This window comes from Blautia sp. OF09-25XD (genome assembly GCF_003482095.1).
GTDB classification, from domain to species: Bacteria; Bacillota; Clostridia; order Lachnospirales; family Lachnospiraceae; genus Fusicatenibacter; species Fusicatenibacter saccharivorans.
In genome coordinates this window covers 16,573-41,410 of the sequence record NZ_QUMG01000006.1, presented here as the reverse complement: position 1 = coordinate 41,410, position 24,838 = coordinate 16,573, and the positions used below count along the sequence as shown (strand labels likewise).

The 24,838-nt window shown below is 46.9% G+C and carries 22 protein-coding genes, 1 other RNA gene and 3 pseudogenes; 21 read left to right on the top strand and 5 right to left on the bottom strand.

Translation table 11 applies throughout. The features are described from left to right. Positions 1–19: 19 nt before the first annotated feature. From DXA93_RS20520 to DXA93_RS06515, 15 genes and pseudogenes are all read left to right on the top strand, one after another. Positions 20–1,674 (top strand): annotated as a pseudogene (locus DXA93_RS20520) (nucleoside kinase). A gap of 91 nt (positions 1,675–1,765) precedes the next feature. Next, positions 1,766–2,116: RNase P RNA component class A (rnpB, locus tag DXA93_RS06575), an RNA gene on the top strand. A 179-nt stretch (positions 2,117–2,295) separates the two neighbouring features. Continuing rightward, a complete protein-coding gene (locus tag DXA93_RS06570; protein WP_117510305.1) occupies positions 2,296–2,892 on the top strand; it encodes a Maf family protein in 597 nt (198 codons plus the stop codon). A 16-nt stretch (positions 2,893–2,908) separates the two neighbouring features. Continuing rightward, positions 2,909–5,083 carry a M3 family oligoendopeptidase gene (locus DXA93_RS06565; RefSeq protein WP_118594895.1) on the top strand — a complete coding sequence of 725 codons (2,175 nt, stop codon included), beginning with the start codon at positions 2,909–2,911 and terminating at the stop codon, positions 5,081–5,083. Positions 5,084–5,315: 232 nt separating this feature from the next. Next, a complete protein-coding gene (locus tag DXA93_RS06560; protein WP_022462744.1) occupies positions 5,316–5,525 on the top strand; it encodes a FeoA family protein in 210 nt (69 codons plus the stop codon). 19 nt (positions 5,526–5,544) lie between these two features. Then, entirely contained in the window at positions 5,545–5,766 is a 222-nt protein-coding gene (locus DXA93_RS06555) for a FeoA family protein (RefSeq protein ID WP_022462745.1), read from the top strand. Positions 5,767–5,882: 116 nt separating this feature from the next. Beyond that, positions 5,883–8,033 carry a ferrous iron transport protein B gene (gene feoB / locus DXA93_RS06550; RefSeq protein ID WP_022462746.1) on the top strand — a complete coding sequence of 717 codons (2,151 nt, stop codon included), beginning with the start codon at positions 5,883–5,885 and terminating at the stop codon, positions 8,031–8,033. Between the two features lie 97 nt (positions 8,034–8,130). Next, entirely contained in the window at positions 8,131–8,265 is a 135-nt protein-coding gene (locus DXA93_RS06545; RefSeq protein ID WP_022462747.1) for a FeoB-associated Cys-rich membrane protein, read from the top strand. 33 nt (positions 8,266–8,298) lie between these two features. Continuing rightward, a complete protein-coding gene (locus DXA93_RS19595) occupies positions 8,299–8,619 on the top strand; it encodes a transcriptional repressor (RefSeq protein ID WP_330421107.1) in 321 nt (106 codons plus the stop codon). After that, on the top strand, positions 8,592–8,753 hold the full coding sequence (locus DXA93_RS19590; RefSeq protein WP_330421108.1) for a hypothetical protein: 162 nt from the start codon (positions 8,592–8,594) through the stop codon (positions 8,751–8,753). The genes DXA93_RS19595 and DXA93_RS19590 overlap by 28 nt, the downstream gene beginning before the upstream one ends. Before the next feature lie 176 nt (positions 8,754–8,929). After that, a complete protein-coding gene (locus DXA93_RS06535) occupies positions 8,930–9,241 on the top strand; it encodes a DUF6110 family protein (RefSeq protein ID WP_022462749.1) in 312 nt (103 codons plus the stop codon). Positions 9,242–9,338: 97 nt separating this feature from the next. Then, the gene (locus DXA93_RS06530) at positions 9,339–11,426 is read left to right on the top strand and encodes a heavy metal translocating P-type ATPase (protein WP_119207894.1); all 2,088 of its coding nucleotides are present in this window, start codon (positions 9,339–9,341) and stop codon (positions 11,424–11,426) included. A gap of 364 nt (positions 11,427–11,790) precedes the next feature. Next, positions 11,791–12,081 (top strand): DUF2325 domain-containing protein, encoded by a 291-nt coding sequence (locus DXA93_RS06525; protein WP_022462751.1) that lies wholly within the window; start codon positions 11,791–11,793, stop codon positions 12,079–12,081. Positions 12,082–12,099: 18 nt separating this feature from the next. Continuing rightward, positions 12,100–12,654 (top strand): DUF3793 family protein, encoded by a 555-nt coding sequence (locus tag DXA93_RS06520; RefSeq protein WP_055228382.1) that lies wholly within the window; start codon positions 12,100–12,102, stop codon positions 12,652–12,654. Between the two features lie 91 nt (positions 12,655–12,745). After that, positions 12,746–13,168, top strand: a complete 423-nt coding sequence (locus DXA93_RS06515; protein ID WP_022462753.1) for a flavodoxin — start codon at positions 12,746–12,748, stop codon at positions 13,166–13,168. Positions 13,169–13,262: 94 nt separating this feature from the next. Here DXA93_RS06515 and DXA93_RS06510 read toward each other — a convergent pair whose 3' ends face one another. Then, entirely contained in the window at positions 13,263–14,417 is a 1,155-nt protein-coding gene (locus DXA93_RS06510; RefSeq protein ID WP_118700496.1) for a DUF4317 domain-containing protein, read from the bottom strand. Positions 14,418–14,692: 275 nt separating this feature from the next. On the opposite strand from DXA93_RS06510, the pseudogene DXA93_RS06505 reads away from it, so the two are divergent. The 4 genes and pseudogenes from DXA93_RS06505 to nadC all read left to right on the top strand — a co-directional run bounded on the left by DXA93_RS06505 (position 14,693) and on the right by nadC (position 19,432). After that, positions 14,693–15,906: pseudogene (locus DXA93_RS06505) on the top strand (AI-2E family transporter). A gap of 380 nt (positions 15,907–16,286) precedes the next feature. Continuing rightward, a complete protein-coding gene (gene nadA / locus DXA93_RS06495) occupies positions 16,287–17,195 on the top strand; it encodes a quinolinate synthase NadA (protein ID WP_118720077.1) in 909 nt (302 codons plus the stop codon). 40 nt (positions 17,196–17,235) lie between these two features. Continuing rightward, positions 17,236–18,612: an L-aspartate oxidase gene (locus DXA93_RS06490; protein WP_119207893.1), complete on the top strand. Its 1,377-nt coding sequence runs from the start codon at positions 17,236–17,238 to the stop codon at positions 18,610–18,612. Beyond that, entirely contained in the window at positions 18,578–19,432 is an 855-nt protein-coding gene (gene nadC, locus DXA93_RS06485) for a carboxylating nicotinate-nucleotide diphosphorylase (RefSeq protein ID WP_022462757.1), read from the top strand. Before DXA93_RS06490 ends, nadC begins: the two co-directional genes overlap by 35 nt. Before the next feature lie 140 nt (positions 19,433–19,572). Here nadC and DXA93_RS06480 read toward each other — a convergent pair whose 3' ends face one another. Together DXA93_RS06480 and DXA93_RS06475 are read right to left on the bottom strand one after the other, a co-directional pair. Then, positions 19,573–20,205, bottom strand: coding sequence for an SdpI family protein (locus DXA93_RS06480; protein ID WP_022462758.1), 633 nt, complete (start codon positions 20,203–20,205; stop codon positions 19,573–19,575). Beyond that, complete coding sequence (locus tag DXA93_RS06475) at positions 20,189–20,473, bottom strand: autorepressor SdpR family transcription factor (protein WP_022462759.1); 285 nt, start codon at positions 20,471–20,473, stop codon at positions 20,189–20,191. The genes DXA93_RS06480 and DXA93_RS06475 overlap by 17 nt, the downstream gene beginning before the upstream one ends. A 194-nt stretch (positions 20,474–20,667) precedes the next feature. Between DXA93_RS06475 and DXA93_RS06470 the strand changes: the two genes are divergently transcribed. Beyond that, the gene (locus DXA93_RS06470) at positions 20,668–21,849 is read left to right on the top strand and encodes an MFS transporter (RefSeq protein ID WP_022462760.1); all 1,182 of its coding nucleotides are present in this window, start codon (positions 20,668–20,670) and stop codon (positions 21,847–21,849) included. A 60-nt stretch (positions 21,850–21,909) separates the two neighbouring features. On the opposite strand, the pseudogene DXA93_RS06465 reads toward DXA93_RS06470, so the two are convergent. Both DXA93_RS06465 and pyrB read right to left on the bottom strand, forming a co-directional pair. Further along, positions 21,910–22,346 (bottom strand): annotated as a pseudogene (locus DXA93_RS06465) (aspartate carbamoyltransferase regulatory subunit). A gap of 19 nt (positions 22,347–22,365) precedes the next feature. After that, positions 22,366–23,286 carry an aspartate carbamoyltransferase gene (gene pyrB / locus DXA93_RS06460; protein ID WP_022462762.1) on the bottom strand — a complete coding sequence of 307 codons (921 nt, stop codon included), beginning with the start codon at positions 23,284–23,286 and terminating at the stop codon, positions 22,366–22,368. A 412-nt stretch (positions 23,287–23,698) separates the two neighbouring features. Here pyrB and pheA point away from each other — a divergent pair, with 412 nt between their 5' ends. Further along, entirely contained in the window at positions 23,699–24,829 is a 1,131-nt protein-coding gene (gene pheA, locus DXA93_RS06455; protein WP_055222099.1) for a prephenate dehydratase, read from the top strand. Positions 24,830–24,838 lie beyond the last annotated feature (9 nt).

Genomic DNA, 24,838 nt, shown 5'->3' with positions numbered 1-24,838 from the left:
CAAAAAGGAGGAATTACAAGTGATTCAGGTAACAATTGATGGAAAGAAATATGAATATCCGGAAAATTGCTCTTATTATGAGATTGCAAAAGATTTTGAGAAAACGATGGATGCTCCGATTGTCCTGGTGAAGGTGGACGGACGGCTGAGGGAGCTGCACAAGCAGCTGAAAAAAGACTGTGAACTGGAATTTGTGACGACGAAGGATGAGATCGGACATAAAACGTATCAGAGGAGTCTTTCTCTTCTGCTGGTAAAAGCGGTGTATCATGTGGGAGGCTACGATAAGATCCGCCATGTGATGCTGCATTTTTCGGCGGGTTCGGGCTTTTTCTACACGGTGGACGGCGATATCACGCTGAATCAGGAGTTTTTGGACGAAGTAAAAGCGTATATGCATGAACAGGTGGAAAAGGCGGTGCCGATTTATAAGCGGAGTGTCGATACGCACGAGGCGAGAGAACGGTTCCGGCTGCATGGCATGACGGATAAAGACCGCTTGTTCCGTTACCGCCGTGTCTCCCGTGTGAATCTGTACAGTCTCGGGGATTTTGAAGACTATTATTATGGATTTATGACGTATGATACGAGTTATCTGAAGTATTTTGATCTCTATTTATACGATGACGGCTTTGTGCTGCAGATGCCGGAGAAAAAGGCGCCGGAGACGGTGCCGGCGGCGAATCTCTCCCCGAAGGTGTTCCAGGTGCAGCGGGAATCGGAGCGCTGGGGTGAGCAGATGGGAATTTCCACGGTTGCCGACTTAAATGAACGCATCACGAAGGGCAATATTCAGCAGATGATGCTGATTGCGGAGGCGCTGCAGGAGCAGAAGATTGCGAAGATTGCGGAGCAGATTGCGGAAAGAAAGCAGGTTAAATTTGTGCTGATTGCGGGGCCGTCTTCCTCCGGAAAGACAACGTTCTGCAACCGGCTTTCCATCCAGCTTTCAGCGCATGGTCTGACGCCGCATCCGATCAGCTTGATAATTACTATGTGAACCGGGTAGATACGCCGCGGGATGAAAACGGCGATTATGATTTTGAATGCCTGGAAGCACTGGATATCGAGCTTTTGAATCGGGATATGACAGCACTTTTGAACGGAGAGCGTGTGGAACTGCCGTATTTTAATTTTAAGACGGGCAAGCGCGAGTACAAGGGGAATTTTATTCAGATGAAGGAGACCGATGTGCTGGTGCTGGAGGGGATTCACGGGCTGAATGAAAAACTGACGTGGTCGCTTCCTTCGGAAAGTAAATTCCGGATTTATATCAGTGCGCTGACGCAGATTAATGTGGATGAGCACAACCGGATTCCGACGACGGATGGCCGGCTGATCCGGCGTATGGTGCGTGACAGCCGGACACGGGCGACGTCGGCGAAGGAGACGATTGCGATGTGGCCGTCGGTGCGCCGCGGGGAAGATCGTAATATTTTCCCGAATCAGGAGAAGGCGGATGTGATGTTCAATTCAGCGCTGGTGTATGAGCTTTCGGTGCTGAAGCTGTATGCGGAGCCGCTTTTGTTCCAGATTGAGGAGGGAGAGCCGGAATACCAGGAGGCAAAGCGGCTGCTGAAGTTTTTGGATTATTTTGTCGGAGTGCCGATTGAGGATATTCCCAAGAATTCGATTCTGCGGGAGTTTGTGGGGGGAAGCTGCTTTGATGTATGAGAGGCTGCTTTGCGGGATCTGTGATTTGGGGGATGGACAACAGAGAAAGTTTGTGATATGATTATTAACTGTCTGATGTTCCGTTTTTGACAAAGTAAGATATGTAATCGCGGCTGGCAGGACCGAAAGGGGCCAGGTGAGGAAAGTCCGGGCTTCGCAGGGCAGGATGCCGGATAACGTCCGGCGGAGGCGACTCCAGGGATAGTGCAACAGAGAGATACCGCCAGGTTTTTCCTGGTAAGGGTGGAAAGGCAGTGTAAGAGACTACCGTTTCTCTGGTAACAGAGAAAGCCATGTAAACCCCATCCGAAGCAAGACCGAATAGAAAACGTATATGGCTGCCCGTCATGTTTTCAGGTGGGTCGCTTAAGGGGACTGGCGACAGTTCCATTGGATAGATGATTACACACGACATAACCCGGCTTATCGTTTTGCTTTGCATAAGACGGAAATTCAGGCATCTGGATAAAATAAGTACGCCGGGAACGGACACGAGTGGATTGTGTTTGTTCGCGTACTTATTTTATCCGGCCATCTGGCGCAAGCCGCACATTCCCGCGGACCGCTGCATGGTGTGAAAAAAATGCATGTCATGAAAGAAAAAATAAAGGAGACAGCAGGATGAAAGTGATATTGGCTTCGGGGTCACCCAGAAGAAGAGAGTTGATGGAGATGTTGGGAATACGGTGTAAGGTTCAGGCTTCAGGGGCGGAAGAAGTTGTGACGTCTGCGGAACCGGAGAAGGTTGTGGAGGAGCTTTCACGGCTGAAATGTCTGGATGTTGCGGAGATTACCGAAGGGGATGCCGTTGTGATCGGGGCGGATACGGTTGTGGCTTTTGAAGGGGAGATCCTTGGCAAGCCGAAAGGGATAGAACATGCCAGAAGCATGATGCAGCAGTTGCAGGGAAGGGTGCATCAGGTGTATACTGGAGTTACGATTGCGGTAACAGAGGGGGACGCAAAGCGTGTGGTATCGTTCTGTGACCGTACAGATGTAGAGTTTTATGCGATGACAGAGGAGGAGATAAACGGGTATCTTGCTCTTGAGAAAGAGGGGGAGGCTCCTGTGTGGTCGGATAAGGCTGGAGGATACGGAATTCAGACGGTGTTTGGGACAAAGTTTGTGAAAGGAATCCAGGGAGACTATTATAATGTGATGGGACTGCCGGCGTCCCGGGTTTATCATGAGTTGAAAAATCTGGGCGTTCTGGAATAGAAGGAGGTAAGAGAAGATGAAAAAGTTTTCGGAAATTGAATACGTAAGGCCGGACATGGAGGCAGAGCAGGAAAAAGTAAGAGCGTATACGAAGGCGCTCAAAGAGGCAAAATCATATGAGGAGCTGCGCGGACTTTTTATGGAAGAAAAAACGCGCGAGGATGCCTGGGCGACAATGGCGGAAGTGGCGCAGGTAAGATATACGGTGGACACCAGAGATTCGTTTTATGAAGGAGAGGTTCAGTTCTGGAATGAGACGATTCCGGCGATCCATCTGCTGATACAAAAGGCAGAGAAGGTGATTCTGGAGTCTCCGTTTATCAAAGAGTTTGCAGAGGAGTTTGGGGAATTCTTTGTGAAGAATATGGAGGTTGGCCAAAAATTAGCGGACGACTGTATCGTGGAGGATCTGATCGAAGAGGCGAATCTGACGCAGCAGTACAGTAAAATTACGGCGAATGCTTCGACGAAATTTAAGGGCGAAACGTGTAATTTTTATGGACTTCTGAAGGCGATGCAGAGTACGGACCGCCAGATGCGGAAAGAGGCGATGACGGCATGGGGAGATTTGTATGAAGAGATTTCCGGGGAGCTGGATGCGCTGTATGACAAGCTGGTTCCGCTGCGCGATAAAATTGCGAAGAAGCTGGGATTTTCTTCTTACATTGAATTTATTTACCTGAGCTATGGAAGATACGATTATACGGCGGAGGATGTTGCAAGGTTCCGTGCGCAGGTGAAGGAGAAGATTGTACCGCTCTGCCTGGAGCTTCGGAAGGAGCAGGAGAAACGGCTTGGAGTGGACAGGCTGCATTATTACGATGAGGAGCTGATTTTCCCGGAAGGAAACGCGGTTCCGGAAGGAACGACGGAGGAACTGGTTGCGAAGGCGCAGAAGATGTACCATGAGCTGTCGAAAGAGACGGGTGAGTTCTTTGACTTTATGGTGGAGCATGAGCTGTTTGACCTGGAGACGAAGCCGGGAAAACAGACAGGCGGTTACTGCACATTTCTGAATACGTTCAAGGCGCCGTTCATCTTCTCCAACTTTAATGGTACGAGCGCGGACGTTGATGTTCTGACTCATGAGGCGGGCCATGCATTCGAGGCGTATACGGCGGCAAAACAGATTCCGTTTATGGATATGGTATTCCCGACAAGCGAGGTGGCGGAGATTCACTCGATGACAATGGAGCATTTCGCATACCCCTGGATGAATGCATTCTTTGGAGAGAAAGCAGATGATTACCGTTATGCGCACCTGATGAGCGCGCTGGAAGTGATTCCGTACATGGTATGTGTGGATGAGTTCCAGCATAAGGTATTTGAAAATATCGGCATGACGGCCAAGGAGCGCCGTGCGATCTGGCATCAGTTAGAGCTGACCTATATGCCATGGAGAAATTATGACGGCCACAAGTTCCTCGAGGAGGGCGGTTTCTGGATGCAGAAGCAGCATATCTTTGTGAACCCGTTCTATTATATTGATTATGCGCTGGCACAGATCTGTGCTTTCCAGTTCTTTGAGCGTTTCAAAAAAGAGCCGGAAAAGGCGTGGGGCGATTATTACCGTCTCTGCCAGGCAGGCGGAAGCAAAGGATATTTTGCACTGCTGGAGCTGGCCGGACTGAAGAATCCGTTCGTGGATGGAACGGTGGAAGAAGTCGTTGCGGGACTGAAGCCCTATTTAAAACAAAAAGTAAAGTATACGATCCGTCCGGTAAAAGAGGAAGATCTGAAAAAGGTAGCCGAGGTGGAGGCGCTATGTTTCCCGGCTGCCGAGGCGGCAGGTTATGAAGACTTCATGGAGCGGTACAAAACCTGCAAAAACAGCTTTTTTGTAGCGGAAACTGAAGATGGCGAAATCGCAGGCTTCTGCAATGGCTGCTGTGCGGATACCGATTATCTGGCGGATGCACTCTACCATGACGCCACGCTGCACAACCCGGACGGCGATTATCAGATGATTTTCGGACTGGACGTCAATCCGAAGTTCCAGAAACAGGGCATTGGAGAAGCACTGATGCGTCATATGGTAAAAAGCGCAGGAGAGCGTGACAAAAAAGCCGTTGTTCTTACATGCAAGGATCATATGATTCCATTCTACAAAAGGATCGGATACGAATATATCGAACTTTCCGACTCGACGCATGGCGGTGCAAAATGGCATAAGATGATGTACCGTTTCTAAAAAGAAATGGAAAGCAAAAAGGGCAGAACAGGGAGATACGAAATTTCTCTGTTCTGCCTTATTTTCAAAAAAACAGGGCTCTTAACGAAGGCTTTTTCTCAGTAACGGAGTAAATTTCAGAAAAAAATACAAAAAAATAGTAAAAAAGCAGTTGACATCTAACGTACGTTAGCATATACTAACAACTGAAATAGAGATGAAACTCATTATCATACACAGGAGGTAATTGACTATGCCTTTAACGATGGCAAATCCAGGCGAATGTTACACAATCAGAAAAGTTGGCGGAAAAGAAGAGACCAGAAGATTTCTTGAAAATCTTGGCTTCGTCGTTGGCGGAAACGTGACAGTCGTATCGGAAATCGACGGCAATCTCATCGTGAATGTGAAAGATTCCAGGGTAGCCGTTGGAAAAGATATGGCAGCCAAAATCCTGATTTGATAGGAAAGAAGGAGAGAAGATGAAGACTTTAAAAGAGACTTCCGTAGGAGAAACCGTTAAAGTTGTAAAACTCAACGGCTCCGGTCCGGTCAAAAGAAGAATCATGGATATGGGAATCACCAAGGGTGTTGACGTATTCGTGCGCAAAGTTGCTCCGCTCGGCGATCCGGTCGAAGTAACCGTCAGAGGATACGAATTATCCTTAAGAAAAGCAGATGCCGAAATGATTGAAGTAGAGTAAATTTTTTTTGCCTGCTTGTTAGCGAATGCTAACAAAAGCAAGCTGTGGCCAATATTGGTAAGGCTTGTGAAGTTATTAAAATCAGTAAAAATCAAAGAAAGAGGGGCATGGAAAAAATGGCAATTAAGATTGCACTCGCAGGAAACCCGAACTGCGGTAAGACAACATTGTTCAATGCACTGACAGGCTCCAACCAGTTCGTAGGAAACTGGCCAGGTGTAACCGTCGAGAAAAAAGAAGGAAAGCTCAAAGGCCACAAAGATGTCACCATCATGGACCTTCCGGGTATCTATTCTTTATCTCCGTATACACTGGAGGAAGTGGTAGCCAGAAATTACCTGATTAATGAAAGACCAGATGCGATCCTGAACATCGTAGATGGTACCAACATTGAGCGTAACCTGTATCTGTCCACACAGATCATGGAACTTGGTATTCCGGTGATCATGGCTGTCAACATGATGGATATTGTTGAGAAGAACGGAGACAAAATACATATCGACAAACTGGCGAAAAAGCTGGGCTGTGAAGTTGTAACCATCTCTGCTCTGAAAGGAACCGGAATCAAAGAAGCTGCTGATAAAGCAGTGCAGATTGCACAGAAAAAAGGTGCTGCTGTACCGGTTCATGAGTTTGACAAGGATGTGGAGGCAGTCATCCGCACCGTTGAGAGCAAACTCGGAAGTGATATTGTAAATGAGCAGAAACGCTTCTTTGCAATCAAACTTCTGGAGAAAGATGATAAGATCACAGAGCAGATGAAATCCGTTCCGGATGTATCTGCCGAGATCAAACAGCTGGAAGACAAGTTTGATGATGATACCGAGAGTATTATCACAAACGAGCGTTACGTTTATATTTCCAGCATCATCGGTGACTGTGTCACAAAGAACAAGAAAAACGCCATGACAACATCGGATAAGATCGACCGGATCGTAACTAACCGCTGGCTGGCACTTCCGATCTTCGCGGTTGTTATGTGGGTTGTATATTATGTATCTGTCACAACAGTAGGTACTTTTGTAACGGACTGGACCAACGATGTACTCTTTGGAGAGATCATTCCGCCGGCCATTGAAAATCTGCTGAACGCGATCCACTGTGCTGACTGGCTGCAGGGTCTGATTCTCGATGGTATCGTAGCCGGTGTTGGTGCCGTACTTGGATTCGTACCGCAGATGCTGGTACTGTTCCTGTTCCTGGCATTTCTGGAGTCCTGCGGTTACATGGCGCGTGTTGCATTCATCATGGACCGTATCTTCCGTAAATTTGGACTTTCCGGAAAATCCTTCATTCCGATGCTGATCGGAAGTGGCTGTGGTGTTCCTGGTATCATGGCTTCCCGTACCATCGAGAATGACCGTGACCGTAAAATGACCATCATGACAACAACGTTTGTACCTTGTGGAGCAAAACTTCCAATCATCGCCCTGATCGCAGGCGCCCTGTTTAATGGAGCTTCCTGGGTTGCACCAAGTGCTTACTTCGTTGGTATCGCAGCAATCATCTGCTCCGGTATCATCCTGAAAAAAACAAAACTGTTCGCCGGTGATCCGGCTCCGTTTGTTATGGAGCTTCCGGCTTACCACTGGCCGACGGTAAGCAACGTTCTTCGCAGCATGTGGGAGCGTGGCTGGTCCTTCATCAAAAAAGCCGGTACCATCATCCTGATGTCCACCATCGTTCTGTGGTTCCTGATGAACTTCGGATGGGTTGACGGATCTTTCGGAATGCTGGAAGCCGAGCAGTTAAATGACAGTATCCTGGCTTCCATCGGAAGCGTGATCGCTCCTCTGTTTGCACCTCTTGGATGGGGCGACTGGAAGATGGCTGTTGCAGCTGTTTCCGGACTGATCGCAAAAGAGAACGTTGTTGGTACCTTTGGTATCCTGTTTGGCTTTGGTGAAGTTGCAGAAGACGGTGCCGAGATCTGGGGACAGCTCGCAGGAAGCTTATCTACGGTAGCAGCTTATTCTTTCCTGGTATTCAACCTTCTGTGCGCACCGTGCTTCGCAGCAATGGGTGCAATCAAACGTGAGATGAACAATACCAAATGGTTTTTTACTGCAATCGGATATCAGACACTGCTTGCCTATGTTGTATCCCTGTGCATTTATCAGATCGGTAACCTGTTCATCGGCGGCGGTTTTGGAATCGGAACGGTAGTTGCTGTTCTGCTCATCATTGGATTTGTATATCTGCTGGTAAGACCTTACAAAGAGAGCGCAACTCTGAGCGTTTCCACCAACAAAATGTTCAGCAAATAATTGCTGTGACAGATAGAGAACATGTATCTGATGAAGAGTCCGTATCCGGCATCCGCTGCAGGATGCGGACTCTTTTGAAAAGAAAGGAGTTGTTTCTATGGGAACTTTTATCACACTTGTAGTCGTTGTTGGTCTGGTAGGACTTGCAGTACGCAGTATGATTAAAGATAAAAAAAGTGGCAAGGGAAGCTGTGGTGGTAACTGCGGGCAGTGCAAGGGACATTGCGACTGACAGGACAGGAATCATCATCAGGAGGTAGAACGTATGCCGCAGGAACAGACAAAGCATGAAGCCAGAAATTATCACAGAACACAGATGAAGCGAGAACTGATTATTCAGAAGCTCCGGGAACAGGGATGCAGAATAACCAGACAGAGACGGATTCTGCTCGATATTATCCTGGAAGAGGAGTGCTCCTGCTGTAAAGAAATTTACTATAAAGCTCTGCAGAAAGACAGCAGCATCGGGCCTGCTACGGTGTATCGCATGGTGAATACACTGGAGAGCATCGGTGCAATCAGCCGCAAAAATTTTTACAAGATTGCCTGTGGAGAAGAATGCTTCAAAGATCAGGCTGTACCGTAGAACTGAGCGATCATACCATCTGCCGCTTAAGCGGAGAGATGTGGATGGACGTGATGAAATCCGGACTGAAGGCAAAGGGCTATATTCAGAATCAGGATATTGAAAATGTGATTGTTTCAGCGGTGGAAGGCTGAAAAACGGGGAAAACGGGTGAAAATTCCTTCCGTTTTCCCTGTTTTAATGAAAATAATTATCAAAAAGAACTGTACGTATTGTCTAACCGAGCAGGTGAGTGCTATACTGTGAACCACAGCGGGGGAAGATGTAAAATTCAGGAAAAATTTATTTTAACAATAGGAGGAAATGTAATATGACAATCAAAGATTTAAAACATCCAGGACTTTTCGCAGCAGGAGTATTATTCGGAACAGCAGGTATCAAAGCACTGTCCAGCAAGGATGCGAAAAAACTTTACACCAACTGCACCGCAGCTGTTCTTCGTGCAAAGAAAGTTGTTATGGATACGGTAACGACCATCCAGGAGAATGCGGAGGACATCTATGCTGACGCAAAACAGATCAACGAAGAGCGTGAAGCAGCAGAAGAGGCAGTAGAGGATGTAGCTGAAGAGACAGCAGAGGAAGCTGTTGAAGCAGAAGCAGAGGATACGGTTGAGGCATAAGCTGTACACAGCAACATCTGATTTACGTCGTATTCATACGGAAAAAACGAAGCGCCTGCAGAATTCTCTGCAGGTGTTTTTCTAGGAGGCATAAGATTTGAAATTTTATATTAAACACGAAAGCAGAGGCAGAATCCGAATCCATCTGGCACAGAAGCGCATGTCCTCCGTACAGGCAGAGACACTGCTGTACTATCTGCAGAATCAGAACCAGGTATCTTTCGCGAAGGTATATGACAGAACCGGCGATGCCGTGATCTGTTACGAGGGAGAACGAGCCGCTGTGATTCGGATGATACAGCTCTTCCACTACGAGGAAGTAGAGCTGCCGACCGGACTGCTTGAGAGCTCCGGCAGAGCGTTAAACAACGAATATCAGGAAAAGCTGATCAGCAAAGTGATTTACCACTTTGGAAGAAAATGGCTTCTTCCGGCACCGATCCGTGCCATCTATACTACGGTTGTTTCCGTAAAATATATCTGGAAAGGAATCCAGACACTGGCACAGGGAAAGATCGAAGTTCCGGTTCTTGATGCAACCGCAATCGGTGTTTCGATGCTCCGCGGCGACTATGGAACCGCAGGCTCTGTCATGTTCCTGCTCGGCGTAGGAGAGCTGCTTGAGGAATGGACGCATAAAAAATCCGTCGGAGATCTGGCACGCAGCATGTCGCTGAACGTCGGAAAGGTATGGCTGAAAAAAGACGGCCAGGAAATTCTCGTTCCGTCTGAAAAAATTGTTGCGGGCGACGAGATTGTCGTACATATGGGAAATCTGATTCCATTCGACGGCGAGGTATCCAACGGCGAGGGTATGGTAAACCAGGCTTCTCTGACCGGAGAATCTGTTCCGGTACGCCGTACCTTAGGTTCCGTTGTCTATGCGGGAACGGTTCTTGAGGAGGGCGAGCTTACCATTCTTGTGAAGCAGACCGGCGGATCCAGCCGTTACGAGAAGATTACCGCGATGATCGAAGAGTCCGAGAAACTGAAATCCGGACTGGAGAGCAAGGCAGAGCATCTGGCAGACCGTCTTGTACCGTATTCCCTTGGTGGAACGGCGTTGACGTATCTTCTGACCAGAAATGCAACGAAAGCACTCTCTATTCTGATGGTAGACTTCTCCTGTGCGTTAAAACTTGCCATGCCGATTTCCGTTCTCTCTGCAATCCGCGAGGCAAACCAGCACAAGATCACCGTAAAGGGCGGCAAATTCCTGGAGGCTGTGGCGGAAGCGGATACGATCGTTTTCGATAAGACCGGAACACTGACAAAAGCGCAGCCGACCGTAGCAGAGGTGGTATCCTTCAGCGAAACAAAGAGCCCGGATGAGCTTCTGCGCATCGCAGCCTGCCTGGAAGAGCATTTTCCGCATTCCATGGCAAAAGCCGTAGTAGACGCGGCAAGAGAGAAATATCTGGATCACGAGGAGATGCACTCCAAAGTAGAATATATCGTTGCACACGGTATTTCTACAACGATCAATGGCAAAAAAGCGATTATTGGAAGTTATCACTTCGTATTTGAGGATGAGAATAGTATCATTCCGGAAGGAATGGAAGAGAAGTTCCGTCATCTGCCGGAGGAGTATTCTCATCTCTATCTTGCCTTAGAAGGTGTACTTGCAGCAGTTATCTGCATTGAGGATCCGCTTCGTCCGGAGGCGGCCGAAATTATCCGTCAGCTGAAAAAAGCAGGTCTGAAAAAGATCGTCATGATGACCGGAGACAGCGAGCGCACGGCAAAAGCGATCGCGAAGAAGGTCGGCGTGGACGAGTACTATGCTGAGGTACTACCGGAGGATAAGGCAAACTTTGTGGAGAAAGAAAAAGTAGAGGGACGTAAAGTCATTATGATCGGTGACGGTATTAACGATTCACCGGCACTTTCTGCCGCAGACGTTGGAATCGCCATCAGCGAGGGCGCAGAGATTGCGCGTGAGATCGCGGATATCACCGTTGCCGCAGACGATCTGGCAGAAATTCTGGTGCTTCGTATGCTGAGCAACCGTCTGATGAAACGGATTCATAAGAATTACCGCTTTATCGTTACGTTCAATGCCGGACTGATTCTGCTCGGCGTGGGCGGCATTTTACAGCCAACCACTTCCGCACTGCTTCACAATACATCTACTCTTTACATTGGCTTAAAGAGTATGGGCAACCTGCTGGACGAGCCGGTATAAAAAACAGAACAGAATAGCAACGGGAAAGCCGCTGGAGTCTCCTTCTTAAGATTCCAGCGGCTTTTTAACAAAGGCAGGGAAAGTCTCTGCTTCCATTGCGAATATTCTTTCACCAGCGTGATGTGAAAAAGAAAATGATACAATTTTCTCAAGAAAAGCCGGAAAAATTTGCAGGATATCCTTGACAAAATCCGACAAAAACGGTATGATATACCCAACAGTTAGATACAGCTAACTAAAGTACAACGGATAAAACCAAAAATCATACGGGATCCCGGTAGAGGGATTCTTTCTTAAAACACAGGAGTTAGAATAAACTAATTTCAAGTAGCATAAGATAACAACAGAAAGGCAGGTAGAGAAGATGAGTGTCGTAATTATCGGTGGAAATGAAAGAATGGTGTGTCAATATACAGATATCTGTAAAGACTATGGATGTAAAGCAAAGGTGTTCCCGAAAGAGCATGGCTCCGTTAAGAAAAAAATCGGGAATCCGGATCTGATGATTCTCTTTACCAACACCGTATCCCACAAAATGGTCATCACTGCTTCCCAGGAAGCAAAGAAAAACAATATTCCGATCGCAAGAATCCATACCAGCAGTGCCACCGCACTTCGCTCGGTATTAGATGAGCACTGCGCAGCAGCAATGTAAGAAGGAGACGTAAAAGGCATGATTGAGAGATTTCTGATCGAACACTGTTCGGCAACGCTGGCTTCCATCAAAGCCGCAAATTTATGTAATATGACATTTTCATCCAAAGAAGAACTGGAAGATCAGATTTCATACTGGAGTGCCTGTCTGGAACCAAAAGGAATTCACATCTTTGTATTGCGGGAGCATGAGACGAGAGCACTGGTCTATGTGTACCGTGAAGGGCTTCTCCAGAAGGAGCTGGAAAATCCGGAGAATGCAGCGTTTTTAAAATCCTATGGATATGAAAATACAGACATTGCCTATGCACTGAATCGCCTGAAAACCCGGGTAGCAGAGTGTAAAGAAGGATTTCCGCATGAGATCGGTGTGTTTCTCAACTATCCGCTCGGTGATGTGATCGGTTTTATTGAGAACAAAGGCCACAATTATAAATGCAAGGGATGCTGGAAGGTCTATTGCAATGAGTGCGAAACACAGAAAACATTTCAGCGCTATCAGAAATGCAGAAACGTGTATCTGCGTCTCTGGAAGCAGGGAAGAAGCGTTTTACAGCTCACCGTAGCTGTTTAACATAAAATCCTGCATACCATAAAAAGGGCAGTAGGATCGGGGAAAGAAAAATCCCCCGGAATCAGAAAATAAAGAAAGAAGGATTTGAAACATGAGCAAAGTAGCAGTAGTTTATTGGAGTGGAACCGGCAACACAGAAATGATGGCACAGAAAGTAGCAGAGGGAGCAAAGGAGGCAGGCGCAGAAGTTTCTGTTCTGACTTGCGCAGATTTCTCTGCGGATGATGTAGATGCATACGATGCAATCGCTTTCGGATGCCCGGCTATGGGGGCAGAAGAGCTGGAAGATACCGAGTTCGAGCCAATGTTCTCCGCATGTGAATCCAAACTCTCCGGAAAGAAAATCGCTCTGTTCGGTTCCTATGGATGGGGAGACGGCGAGTGGATGCGCACCTGGGAAGAAAGCTGCAAAAATGATGGCGCCGAGCTGGTATGCGACAGCGTGATCTGCGCAGACGCGCCAGATGATGAAGCTGAGGCAGCATGCATTGCACTTGGAAAAGCACTCTGCTAAGCATAAATAAAAGGAAGAAAAAGCGGCAGCCCTTTTGTCTGGGACTGCCGCTTTTTTTTTCGGACAATGAGAAAGACTCGCTGTCATTTGGCTGTTAAAATTCGGTATCATCCGCATCGGATGGCCGTGACGGTTTTAAAAGAATTCCGTTGATTTCCACTTCATCGGCTGCCTCGATCAGAATATACGGTGTTCCGTCGATCGTACGGGTTTCGATGAGCTGGGCCTTTTCCGGGCTGACTTTGATGATAACATCCGGGGTGCGGATCTCGTAGTTCCGTGTACTGGCCACGTTCGAGGCAACGAAGCTTGCTTTCTCATCCGCAATGGATTCGTACTTCTCGTCGAACTCGTCAAGCTGTTCATTCGGTACGCCGCTGCTGGCGAGCAGACGTTTTACCTCGTGTTTATCGAGCACCACCGGTTCCGGATCGTCTTTCCGCTCTTCAATCATGGTATTTAAGTTCTCCTGAATGGTCATAACAGTAGAAAAATCACAGGCGGAATCGAGAGTTTCTTCTATAATAGACTGAAACGTTTCTTTCTGAGATTTCGCGGAGAGTGGCGCCTGACAGCCCAGGAAGTGGTCGAGAAAGTCCGGCTGATCCATCTCTGCGTTTTTCGTGAAATACAGCAGATTGTGGATATCCGTGTTGCGGTCTGTGAAGGCCGGGAAGAGAAAACCGTTTTCCGGTGCGCCGACCACCCAGTCCTGCACGCGGTTTTCAATCGTATTGTGGGACACATTGTAGCAGAGGCCCGGTTTGTCGAGTTTTACCGGGCAGATGCTGCAGAGGATAAATTCATAGACGTAATCGGAAGCATCGTCCATATCCAGATTATCCGAAGCGCGTCCCGGTACATCGTAGGCACCATGGATCAGAATAATATAGTAGTTTTCCGGATAGAGATAATCCGCCATCACCTTTTCATAAAATTCATCAATCAGCGCTTCGTTCTTCAGCTCACTGTTGCGGAGTTTTAAGAGAAACTCCTGTGTGCCGCCCTCACTTTCCTGGGAGAGCGGGAACTCCATATTCAGCAGATTCTTTCCGATGGTACCGGAGAGGGTGCTTTTAAAAATCTTAAAATACTTAAACATTTCTTCCTCTTCGAGAGAGAGAAACGCTTCTTTTAATTTTGTCTTAATATTCTTTTCCGCATCCACATAGCATCCGCAGATTCGCGTGATCGCACAGTGGGATGGGGTAAACAGTTTTTTAATTTCAGCAATTTCCTTTTTGTTCATATAGAATGCTCCTTTATCAGCAATTTCGTATCTTAGACAAGTACTTTTTATTATAGACCATAGGGAAGGGAAAAGGCAAGAAAGAAAATAGCGACTATATCTTTTTACACTTTAAATATAATTTCAAAAATCTTGACAGAGGTACCGATTCTGTTATACGATTAGGTCTAATAAAGGGGAGTAATTTAAGTTTGAAAATTTGCGTTTGCAAGTCTTCCGATTATTCAGTTGCTTAAATGGATACGCATGAAATTAAGAAAAAGAGGAGAATGATAGTGGATATAAGTAAAAAATCTGTAAAAAAAATCCGGGAACTTATTGTGTTTACAGCATTTCTTGTGGTCGCACTGTGGAAGTTTAATGTGGTACTCGATGTGTTGAAAGCAATATGGGGGATCGTATTTCCATTTGTACTTGGCGGAGCGATCGCATTTGTGACCAACGTGCCAATGAGCTTTTTGGAAAAGAAAATTTTTGGAAGGGCAAAAAAAGAAGATAAGATAGTCGAAAAACTGGCAAGACCGATAAGCCTGTTCCTCACGATCGTATTTGCGGTTGGCGTGATTGTACTGGTGATGTTTGGTGTGATTCCGCAGCTTACGCGGACAATAGGAACCTGATGAGGAGTATCGCTGATTTTATTCCACAGATGCAAAGCTGGATCCGGGAGTTTTCCCATAATAACCAGGAAATCATGAAGCTTGTAGATCAGGTACAGTTTAATCCGGATCAGGCGATCAAGTGGGGGATAAGCCTACTCGGAAATGGTGCAGGAAATATGATGAATATCACAATGTCAGCAGTGGGTTCCATAGTTAGTGGATTGGCAGCCTTTTTTGTTGCATTTTCCTTTGCCTGCTATGTCCTTTTTCAGAAGGAAACGCTGCAGGTGCAGATTCGAAAAGTATTTTTCGCTTTTCTTCCAAAGGAAAAAGCAGATGCTTTTCTTAAAGTCTGCTCTCTGACTTATCAGACATTTGCAAATTTTCTTACAGGTCAGTGTCTGGAAGCCGTGATCCTTGGCTGTATGTTTGTTGTGATATTGAGCATTTTGAGGATGCCATATGCACTTTTGATCGGAGTTTTAATTGCGTTTACGGCATTGATCCCGATTTTCGGAGCCTTCATCGGGTGTGCAGTGGGAAGCTTTTTGATCTTTATGGTAAATCCGAAACAGGCAATTTTATTTATTATAGTATTTCTGGTGCTGCAGCAGATCGAGGGAAATCTGATCTATCCTCATGTTGTGGGTGAGTCTGTAGGGCTTCCATCGATTTGGGTTCTTGCAGCAGTTACGATCGGCGGAAACCTTATGGGAATTGTAGGTATGCTTGTTTTCATTCCGTTGCTTTCCGTGTTCTATACTATTTTTCGGGAATTCGTATATCTGCATCTGAAAAAAAAGCAGATCAAACAGGTGACAAAGACAGAAATAGAAGAATATACGGCGGAAGAAATGGTAAATAGTGACATATCAGAGGTGAAATGATAGAATCCCATCTTTGAAGCTGTAAGGTGATAAAACGGTTACAAACCCAGTAAATATGGGTATTGTGGCCGTTTTTTTTGTGGATCATTATTCAACCGTCAAACTTCCGGGTGTTTTTATAGCAATCCCAGAAAATAATGCAAACTTCAGCGCTGCAGAACGTGAATTACTGCGTCACAGATTTTTATATCTTAGACAAGTACTTCCTATGATAGACCACAGGGAAGGGAAAGGCAGGAAAGAAAAAAATGGACAATGGATATTACAACTATCTTGTCACATGACAAAAGTTGTGGTATACTAAGCGCTAAAGTGTTAAAAAAATATCATGATTCAGGGTTCTGAATCGTGATAGTAAAAATAGGAAGGAAACAAAACCAATGGATACCAGAAGAGAAAAGCTGGAAGCATTAAAGAAAGAAAAAAACGCCGTCATCATGGCACACTATTACGTGCCGGATGAAGTGCAGGAAATTGCCGATTACATCGGAGATTCGTATTACTTAAGCGACGTGGCGACGAAAGTGGACGCCAGTGTTATCGTTCTCTGCGGCGTTCGTTTCATGGGTGAGAGCGCCAAAATCTTAAACCCGGGCAAAAAAGTACTGCTCCCGGATCTGCATGCCGACTGCCCGATGGCTCACATGGCAGCGATTGAAAAAATCGAGGAAGTCCGGAAAGAGTACCCGGATGTGGCTGTCGTATGCTATGTCAATTCCACCGCGGAATTAAAAAGTCATTCCGACGTCTGTGTCACATCCTCCAATGCAGTAAAAATTGTAAAAGAACTGCCGAACCACGACATCTTCTTTATCCCAGACGAGCATCTTGGTACCTATGTGGCTGAGCAGGTGCCGGAGAAACATATCATCTTAAATGACGGTTTCTGTCACGTACATGCTGCCATCCGTCCGGAAGCTGCAAAGGCTGCAAAGGAAGCGCGTCCGCAGGCAAAGCTTCTCGTTCACCCGGAGTGCAGAAGTGAAGTCGTTGCACTTGCCGATTACGTCGGAAGCACCGCAGGCATCATCAAATATGCCGAGGCAAGTAAAAATACCGAGTTTCTCGTTGCAACCGAGCTTGGCGTTTTCGCAGAGCTGAAAAAGCGCTGCCCGGATAAGAAGTTTTATGCAGTGGGAAATACGCAGATCTGCCCAAATATGAAAAAAGTGACATTGGACAAATTAATAGAAGCACTGGAAAATGAGGAGAATGAAGTTCTGTTAAGCGAACAGGAAATTTCAGACGCACATGCGCCGCTGTTAAGAATGCTCGAGCTTGCAAAGTAACAAAATAAGCAGAACGCAGAAGCGGAAAAGAGGAAATGAAATGAAAAAGTATTATGATGCAGTGATTGTAGGATGCGGTGTGGCAGGATGTTTTGCGGCACTTCATCTGCCCCAGGAAGCCGATATTCTGATGATAACAAAAGCAGATACCGAGGACAGCGACTCCTTCCTCGCACAGGGCGGTATCTGTGTTCTGAAAAACGAGAGCGATTACGATGCGTTCTATGAAGATACGATGCATGCCGGGCACTATGAAAATACGCCGGAATCCGTCGACATTATGATCCGTTCTTCCCGAAATGTTATCAATCAGCTCATTGCCTGGGGTGTGGATTTCCGTCGCGATGAGAACGGAGAACTCTGCTATACGAAAGAAGGCGCACATTCTACCAACCGCATCCTGTTCCACGACGATGTAACCGGAAAGGAGATTACGAGCAAGCTTCTCGCGCAGGTAAAAAAGCTGCCGAACGTGACGCTTCTTGCGCACACGGAAATGTGTGATATTCTTTCCGGCAAAAATGGCTGCGAGGGTGTTCTGATCCGGGATGAAGAAGGAAAGCTGGTTCCGGTTTATGCCAGGGATGTGATCTGGGCGTGCGGCGGTATTGGCGGAATTTATGACAATTCTACGAACTTCCCGCATCTGACAGGAGATGCACTTGCAATTGCGATCCACAGGAACGTAGCACTGAAAAATGTCAATTACGTACAGATTCACCCAACAACGCTGTATTCCCAAAAGAAAGGCCGCCGTTTCCTGATTTCCGAATCTGTCCGCGGAGAGGGCGCTGTACTGCTCGATAAAAATGGCGAGCGTTTCACCGATGAACTGCAGCCGCGTGACATGGTATCCCGTGAGATCCACCGTCAGATGGAAAAGGACCACACGAAGCACGTATGGCTTTCCCTGAAAACGATTCCGCTCGATGTAAAAGAACGGTTCCCGAATATTTACCAGAAATGCCTGGAAGAGGGATACGATATCACGAAAGAACCGATTCCGGTTGTACCGGCACAGCATTACTTTATGGGCGGCGTCAAGGTAGACAGCAATAGCGAAACGACGATGGATCATCTGTATGCAGCAGGTGAGACGAGCTGCAACGGCGTGCACGGTGCAAACCGTCTGGCAAGCAATTCTCTGCTGGAGAGCCTTGTATTCGCAGAGCGCGCGGCAAAGAAGATGGCTGCCGAATGGGCCGCAGAGGGTCTTGTAGAGAACGCAGACCGCAAAGAAACGGCAACGGAGCCGAAGGAAGATGAATGGAAGCTCCTTGCAAAACGGTACGATATTAGAAAAGAAGATTACCAGGATATGGAAGAATATGCAGAACGCTGCAAAGAGAGCATCTGGGATGCGATCAGAAAGGAAGACAAATATGAATCCAATCACAAGAACACTAAATGTGGATAATCTGCTGCTGTTGGCGCTGCAGGAAGATATCTCCAGTGAAGATGTAACCACGAATGCTGTCATGCCAGAAGCCTGCCAGGGAACGGTACAGCTTCTCTGCAAACAGGACGGCGTCATTGCCGGTATGGAAGTATTTGCAAGAGTATTTACGCTGCTCGATGAGAAAACCGAGATTATTCCGTATGTGAAAGACGGCGATGAAGTCAAAAAAGGCGATCTGCTCGCAACCGTAAACGGCGATATCCGTGTTCTGCTGTCCGGTGAGAGAACCGCGCTCAATTATCTGCAGCGGATGAGCGGAATCGCAACGTATACGAGAAGCGTTGCGAAGCTGCTCGAAGGTTCCAAAACGACCCTTCTCGATACCAGAAAAACGACCCCGAATATGCGTATTTTTGAAAAATATGCAGTCAAAATCGGTGGCGGCCAGAATCACCGCTACAATCTGTCCGACGGCGTTCTGTTAAAGGACAACCATATTGGAGCTGCAGGCAGTGTCACAAAAGCGATCGAGATGGCACGCGATTATGCTCCGTTTGTGCGTAAGATTGAAGTCGAGTGTGAAAACCTCGATATGGTCCGCGAAGCAGCAGATGCAGGTGCCGACATTATCATGCTCGACAATATGACTCCGGCGCAGATGAAAGAGGCGGTAGCCGTCATCAACGGCAGAGCAAAAACCGAGTGCTCCGGAAATGTGACAAAAGAAAATATCGCCACTATCCTCGACACCGGCGTAGACTATGTTTCCAGCGGTGCACTGACGCATTCTGCACCGATTCTTGATGTATCATTGAAAAATCTGCATCCAATAGAATAAGTATAAAAATAGGAATCATTTCCTTATAGATATAAAAATCGCGAAATAAAAAAGCTTCTGTTCCTCCCGGAAAAAGGGAAGAACAGAAGCTTTTTTAAACAGGAAACTTCGTTGAATTTTCTTATAAAAAATTCTCCGGGTTAGATTCCTTTTTTAAACAGGAGAAAGGAATATCCGATCGGAATCAAAACCAGCGCTGCGATCGTGAGAAATAAAATCCATTCAAGCTGCAGAAAGCTGTTTACGATCATGGCAACGCCGCCGATGATCCAAACCCAGCCGGCGAGGCGGTGAGTGCGGTTCCAGTTTTCCTGACTGTGAAGGGTCCATGGAACCTTGATGCCGGTTGTGTAGTTCTGTTTGCATTTTGGCATGTAATTGCCGATGAGAATAAAGAGAAGGCCGACAATCCCATTGCTAACAAAACCGATATCAACTGCGATGCCGACTGCGTTTGCGTAGATGGAGCAGCAGACGATCAGAGAGGTTACAGGTATGATCCACAGAACAAGACGGATCATCTTCGGGCCGATGTTCTGCCGCTTCGGATCAGAAAAAGTGAGAACAGCGGTAAAAATCTGCAGAGCGGCAAGAAACAGAGGAATACCGATCACTGCCATCGTTTTGCTGCTCCAGCCGTTTGGAACATTGTTTGTGCCAAAATGGGTGGCAATGGTGTCCGGCATGCGATTCCAGAGCAGAAGTCCGATCACCATCGGAAAAAGAGAAATGAGTGTTGTCAGAATCAGTGTTGTTTTATATTTTTTCCACATCAGAAGTGCCTCCTTTGAGCTCTGAAATCCAGAGCATGATTTCTTCCAGGACGGAAGTGTTGAGTTCATAATAAATAAAATTTTTCTCCCGGGATTCCAGCACAAGGTCTGCTTTTTTCAGAATACCGAGATGGTAGGAGATGGTTGCACCTGCCATATCAAAGTGCGATCCGATCTCCCCGGCAGAAAGTCTTTCGTTTTTCAGAAGCTCCAGAATCCTTCGCCGGACAGGATCGGAGAGAGCTTTAAACGTTTCTGCGAATGCCATGGAAACCTCCTTTCCGGCAGTATGAATGCAAATTAATTAGAAATTCATCTAAATACTTTTTATCACATGGAAAGCGAAAAGTCAATAAGCATTTCGAAAAAATTCCAAATAGTTTTATTGTTGATTTTGAGTTGCTATTTTCTGCAGAATACGCTACGATAAGGGAAAAGTTGTAGAAAAAGGGGGACAAAAACATGAAAAAACACCTGTCCGTGCGCTACGGCACGATTCAGGGCTGCTACTGGATGGGATACGCGGCACTGATGGGGTATGCCAGCGTTTATCTTCTTGAAAAAGGCTTCACAAACACACAAATCGGCCTTCTGACGGCAGTTGGCTGTATCGTGTCAGCGGTTCTGCAGCCTGCGCTGGCATCCTACGCAGATCGGCCGGAAAGCCCGTCCGTACGAACAATGCTCCTTGGAGCGAACCTGATTCAGCTTGTTCTTATCATTTCCCTTGCTGCAACGGCAGAAAGCAGTTCTATGGTGGTAAGGACACTGCTGTACGGCGCAAGCATTACGATGCTGATGCTGATGATTCCGTTCGTTAATTCTCTTGGTATGGAGACGATCCGCCAGGGAGAGGAACTTGATTACGGAATCGGGCGCGGCATGGGTTCCGTTGCATATGCGATTGCATCATGGCTGCTCGGCCGGCTGACCGCATCCTTTGGAGCAGACATGATTCCGATCTGGGCTATCGCACTGACCATTCTTTTCCTCATCTGTGTATTTCGCTTTCCGTTTAAAAAGGACAGGAAAAAAGCAGAAGCAGAAAAAGAAGAGACAGGAGCAGCCGGTCCGGTCGATTTTCTGAAACGGTATCCGTCCTTCGTGGTAGTACTGCTTGGCTGCATTCTGATCTTTATGTCACATAGCCTGATTAACAGCTTCAATTATCAGATTGCAATGGCAAAAGGTGGTGGCAGCGGTGAGATGGGAAATGCGATGACCATCTCTGCAGTTTCCGAGCTGCCAACGATGTTTCTGTTCGGCTATCTGCTGAAAAAGAAGAGCAGTGTTTTCTGGCTCCGTCTCTCCGGCCTGTTTTTTGTCCTGAAAAGCATAGGAACCTTCCTGGCCTTTAATATTCCGACATACTACGCTGTTCAGCCGTTCCAGATGTTCGGCTGGGCGCTGATCAACGTCGCCTGCGTCTATTACGTGGACGGCATCATGGAGCCGCAGGATTCGATTAAAGGACAGGCATATATGGCGATGACCATCACCGCAGGAAATGTAATGAGCTCCCTGTTTGGCGGCTGGCTTATCGATGCAGCCGGTGTTGGCGCGATGCTGATCTGCGCATCTCTTGCGGCCTTCATCGGCTGGCTGATTGTGTGCCTCGGTTCGAAAGAAGCAAAAACTGCATAGGAAAGATAAAAGAAAGCGCCCGAAACCGAACGTGGTTCCGGGCGCTTTGCCGTACAGCTCTTATTTATTTCTGTTTCCTGTATACTTCTCATCACAGTATTTGCAACGGTAAACCTCTTTTTCCGGGTCAGCCAGGATAAAGACATGTTTTAATCCCTGCTCAATAGAGGTGATACAGCGCGGGTTTTTACATTTAATCACATCAACACCTGTTTCGGCAGATGAAGTTCTTTTTTCTCCGTAATCTCGCCGTCTTTAATGACATTGACAGTGATATTGTGATCGATAAAGCCTAAGATGTCAAGATCCATCTTATCAACCGAACACTCAACTTTCAGAATGTCCTTTTTTCCCATTTTTTCACTTTTGGCATTTTTAATAATGGCTACGGTACAGTCCAGCTTGTCCAGTCCCAGATCATGGTAAATGGTCATAGCCTTTCCTGCTTTAATATGGTCGAGCACGAAGCCCTCTTCAATACGTCCTACGTTCAGCATAGCGAAAGATGCTCCTTTCTTAATCGACTTTGATGTTCAGCAGCGTCAGAATCAGGGCCATACGTGCATAAACACCGTACTGAACCTGTTTAAAGTAAGCAGCGCGCGGGTCATTATCCACGTCAACGGAGATCTCATTGACACGCGGCAGCGGATGCAGAACCAGCATTTCCGGAGAAGCAAGATCCATTTTGGACTGATCCAGAATATAGAAATCCTTCATGCGGATGTAATCATCCTCGTTGAAGAAACGTTCTTTCTGGACACGGGTCATATAAAGAACATCCAGCTTCGGGAGAACATCTTCCATTTTAATAACTTCCTCAAATGGAACATTGTTCGCCCGCAGCACATCATCACGGATGTAATCCGGGAGACGAAGCTCCTCCGGGGAGATTAATACAATTTTAATGCCGGTATAACGAACCAGCGCTTCAATCAGGGAATGAACCGTTCTGCCGAATTTAAGATCACCGCAGAAGCCGATGGTAAGATTGTTCAGGCGACCCTTTAAAGAACGGATGGTGAGAAGATCGGTAAGAGTCTGCGTCGGATGCTGATGTCCGCCATCACCTGCGTTGATCACAGGAATACGGGAGTACATCGATGCAACGAGCGGAGCGCCTTCTTTCGGATGACGCATGGCACAAATATTTGCAAAGCAGGATACCACGCGGATGGTGTCGGCTACGCTTTCACCTTTGGAAGCGGAAGAAGAATTGGCAGAAGAAAAACCAAGAACAGTACCGCCAAGATTCATCATGGCAGCCTCAAAGCTGAGACGGGTGCGTGTGCTTGGTTCATAAAATAAAGTAGCAAGTCTTTTGCCATCGCAGGCATGTGCATATTTCTCCGGGTTCTTTTCAATATCGTTCGCCAGATCCATTAACTGATCCAGTTCTTCGACCGAGAAATCAAGGGGACTCATTAAGTGTCGCATATATTACCTCCTATGAAGATCCTTATTTTTGTTACCGTTCACAGGTCCCTGCGAACGGTAACATTCGCAGCCCTCATTTAAAGTTTTGCTTCGCAAAAGGAGGGCTGCTCACGCCTGAATCACTTTCTTACGCAGCGAAACAGCAGGTGTTTCCCTGCTGAGTGAACAGTAACTTATTTTTTCTGTGTTCCACCTTAACACAAAAACAGGATAAATGCAAGATAAAAAATGGCAGGAAAAAGGTCGAAAAGCAGAGTAATATGAAATGTGAAAAAATAAAGTGAAATAGCAGTCAAAAAGGAAAAAGATTGTACAAAAGCCGAATTTCGGAAGATCTTTTCTTGTAAATTAAACGGAGATGGAGTAAAATATTGATATCTGCAACAAATGCAGAGTATCAGGAGGACCAGATATGCTAGACTTAGGAAAAATCCGCGACGAGATCGATGCCACCGATGACGAGATCGTCCGCCTGTTCCAGCACCGGATGGCGCTGACGGCGGAGGTTGCGCAGTACAAGATAGAGACAGGAAAAGCCGTTTTTGATGCGGAACGTGAGCGCCAGAAGCTGGAAAAGCTGACAGGCGAGGGAACAAATGCATTCAATATAAAAGGCATCCAGGAGCTGTTCCAGCAGATCATGTCGATCAGCCGGAAGCGTCAGTATCAGCTGCTGACAGAAAACGGCGGCGAGGAGATGACCGATTACACGCAGGTTGACCACCTCCCGACACACGGCAAAAGAGTTGTTTTCCAGGGTGTGGAGGGCGCCTACAGTTTCGGTGCGATGAAAGAATTTTTCGATGATACGATTACAAGCTTTCACGTAGATACCTGGAAAGAGGCGATGGAGGCGATTACGAGGGGCGAAGCCGATTATGCCGTGCTTCCGATCGAGAACTCCACAGCAGGCATTGTATCCGATATTTATGATCTTCTGGTGGAATATCCGCACTACATCGTCGGTGAGCAGGAATTGCCGGTGGAGCATGTGCTGATGGCACTGCCGGGAGCAAAGGCTGAGGAGATCCGCACCGTGATTTCCCATCCGCAGGCGCTGGCGCAGTGCCGCCGTTTCCTGGATTCCAATGAAAACTGGAAGACGGAAGAGCGTCTCAATACAGCCGCCGCTGCAAAAGAAGTATCCGAGAGCGGTGATCTTACGATGGCAGCCGTCGGAAGTCCGTACGCTGCAGAGCATTTCGGACTGCAGATCTTAAAAGAAGGTATTTTTGATGCCCAGGGAAATACGACACGCTTTGTTATCATTTCTGGGCAGAAACGCTTTGTAAAAGATGCACAGAAAATCAGCGTATGCATGGAACTGCCGCATCAGAGCGGTTCTCTTTACAACGCACTGGCACATTTTATTTACAACGATCTGAACATGACCAAAATCGAGTCCCGCCCGATTCCGCAGCGGAAATGGGAGTACCGTTTCTTCGTGGATTTCGAGGGGAACTTAAGCGATCCGGCAGTCAAAAACGCACTGCGCGGATTGCAGGCAGAATCCGCGAAATTCCGGATTTTCGGAAATTATTAATCCAGAAGA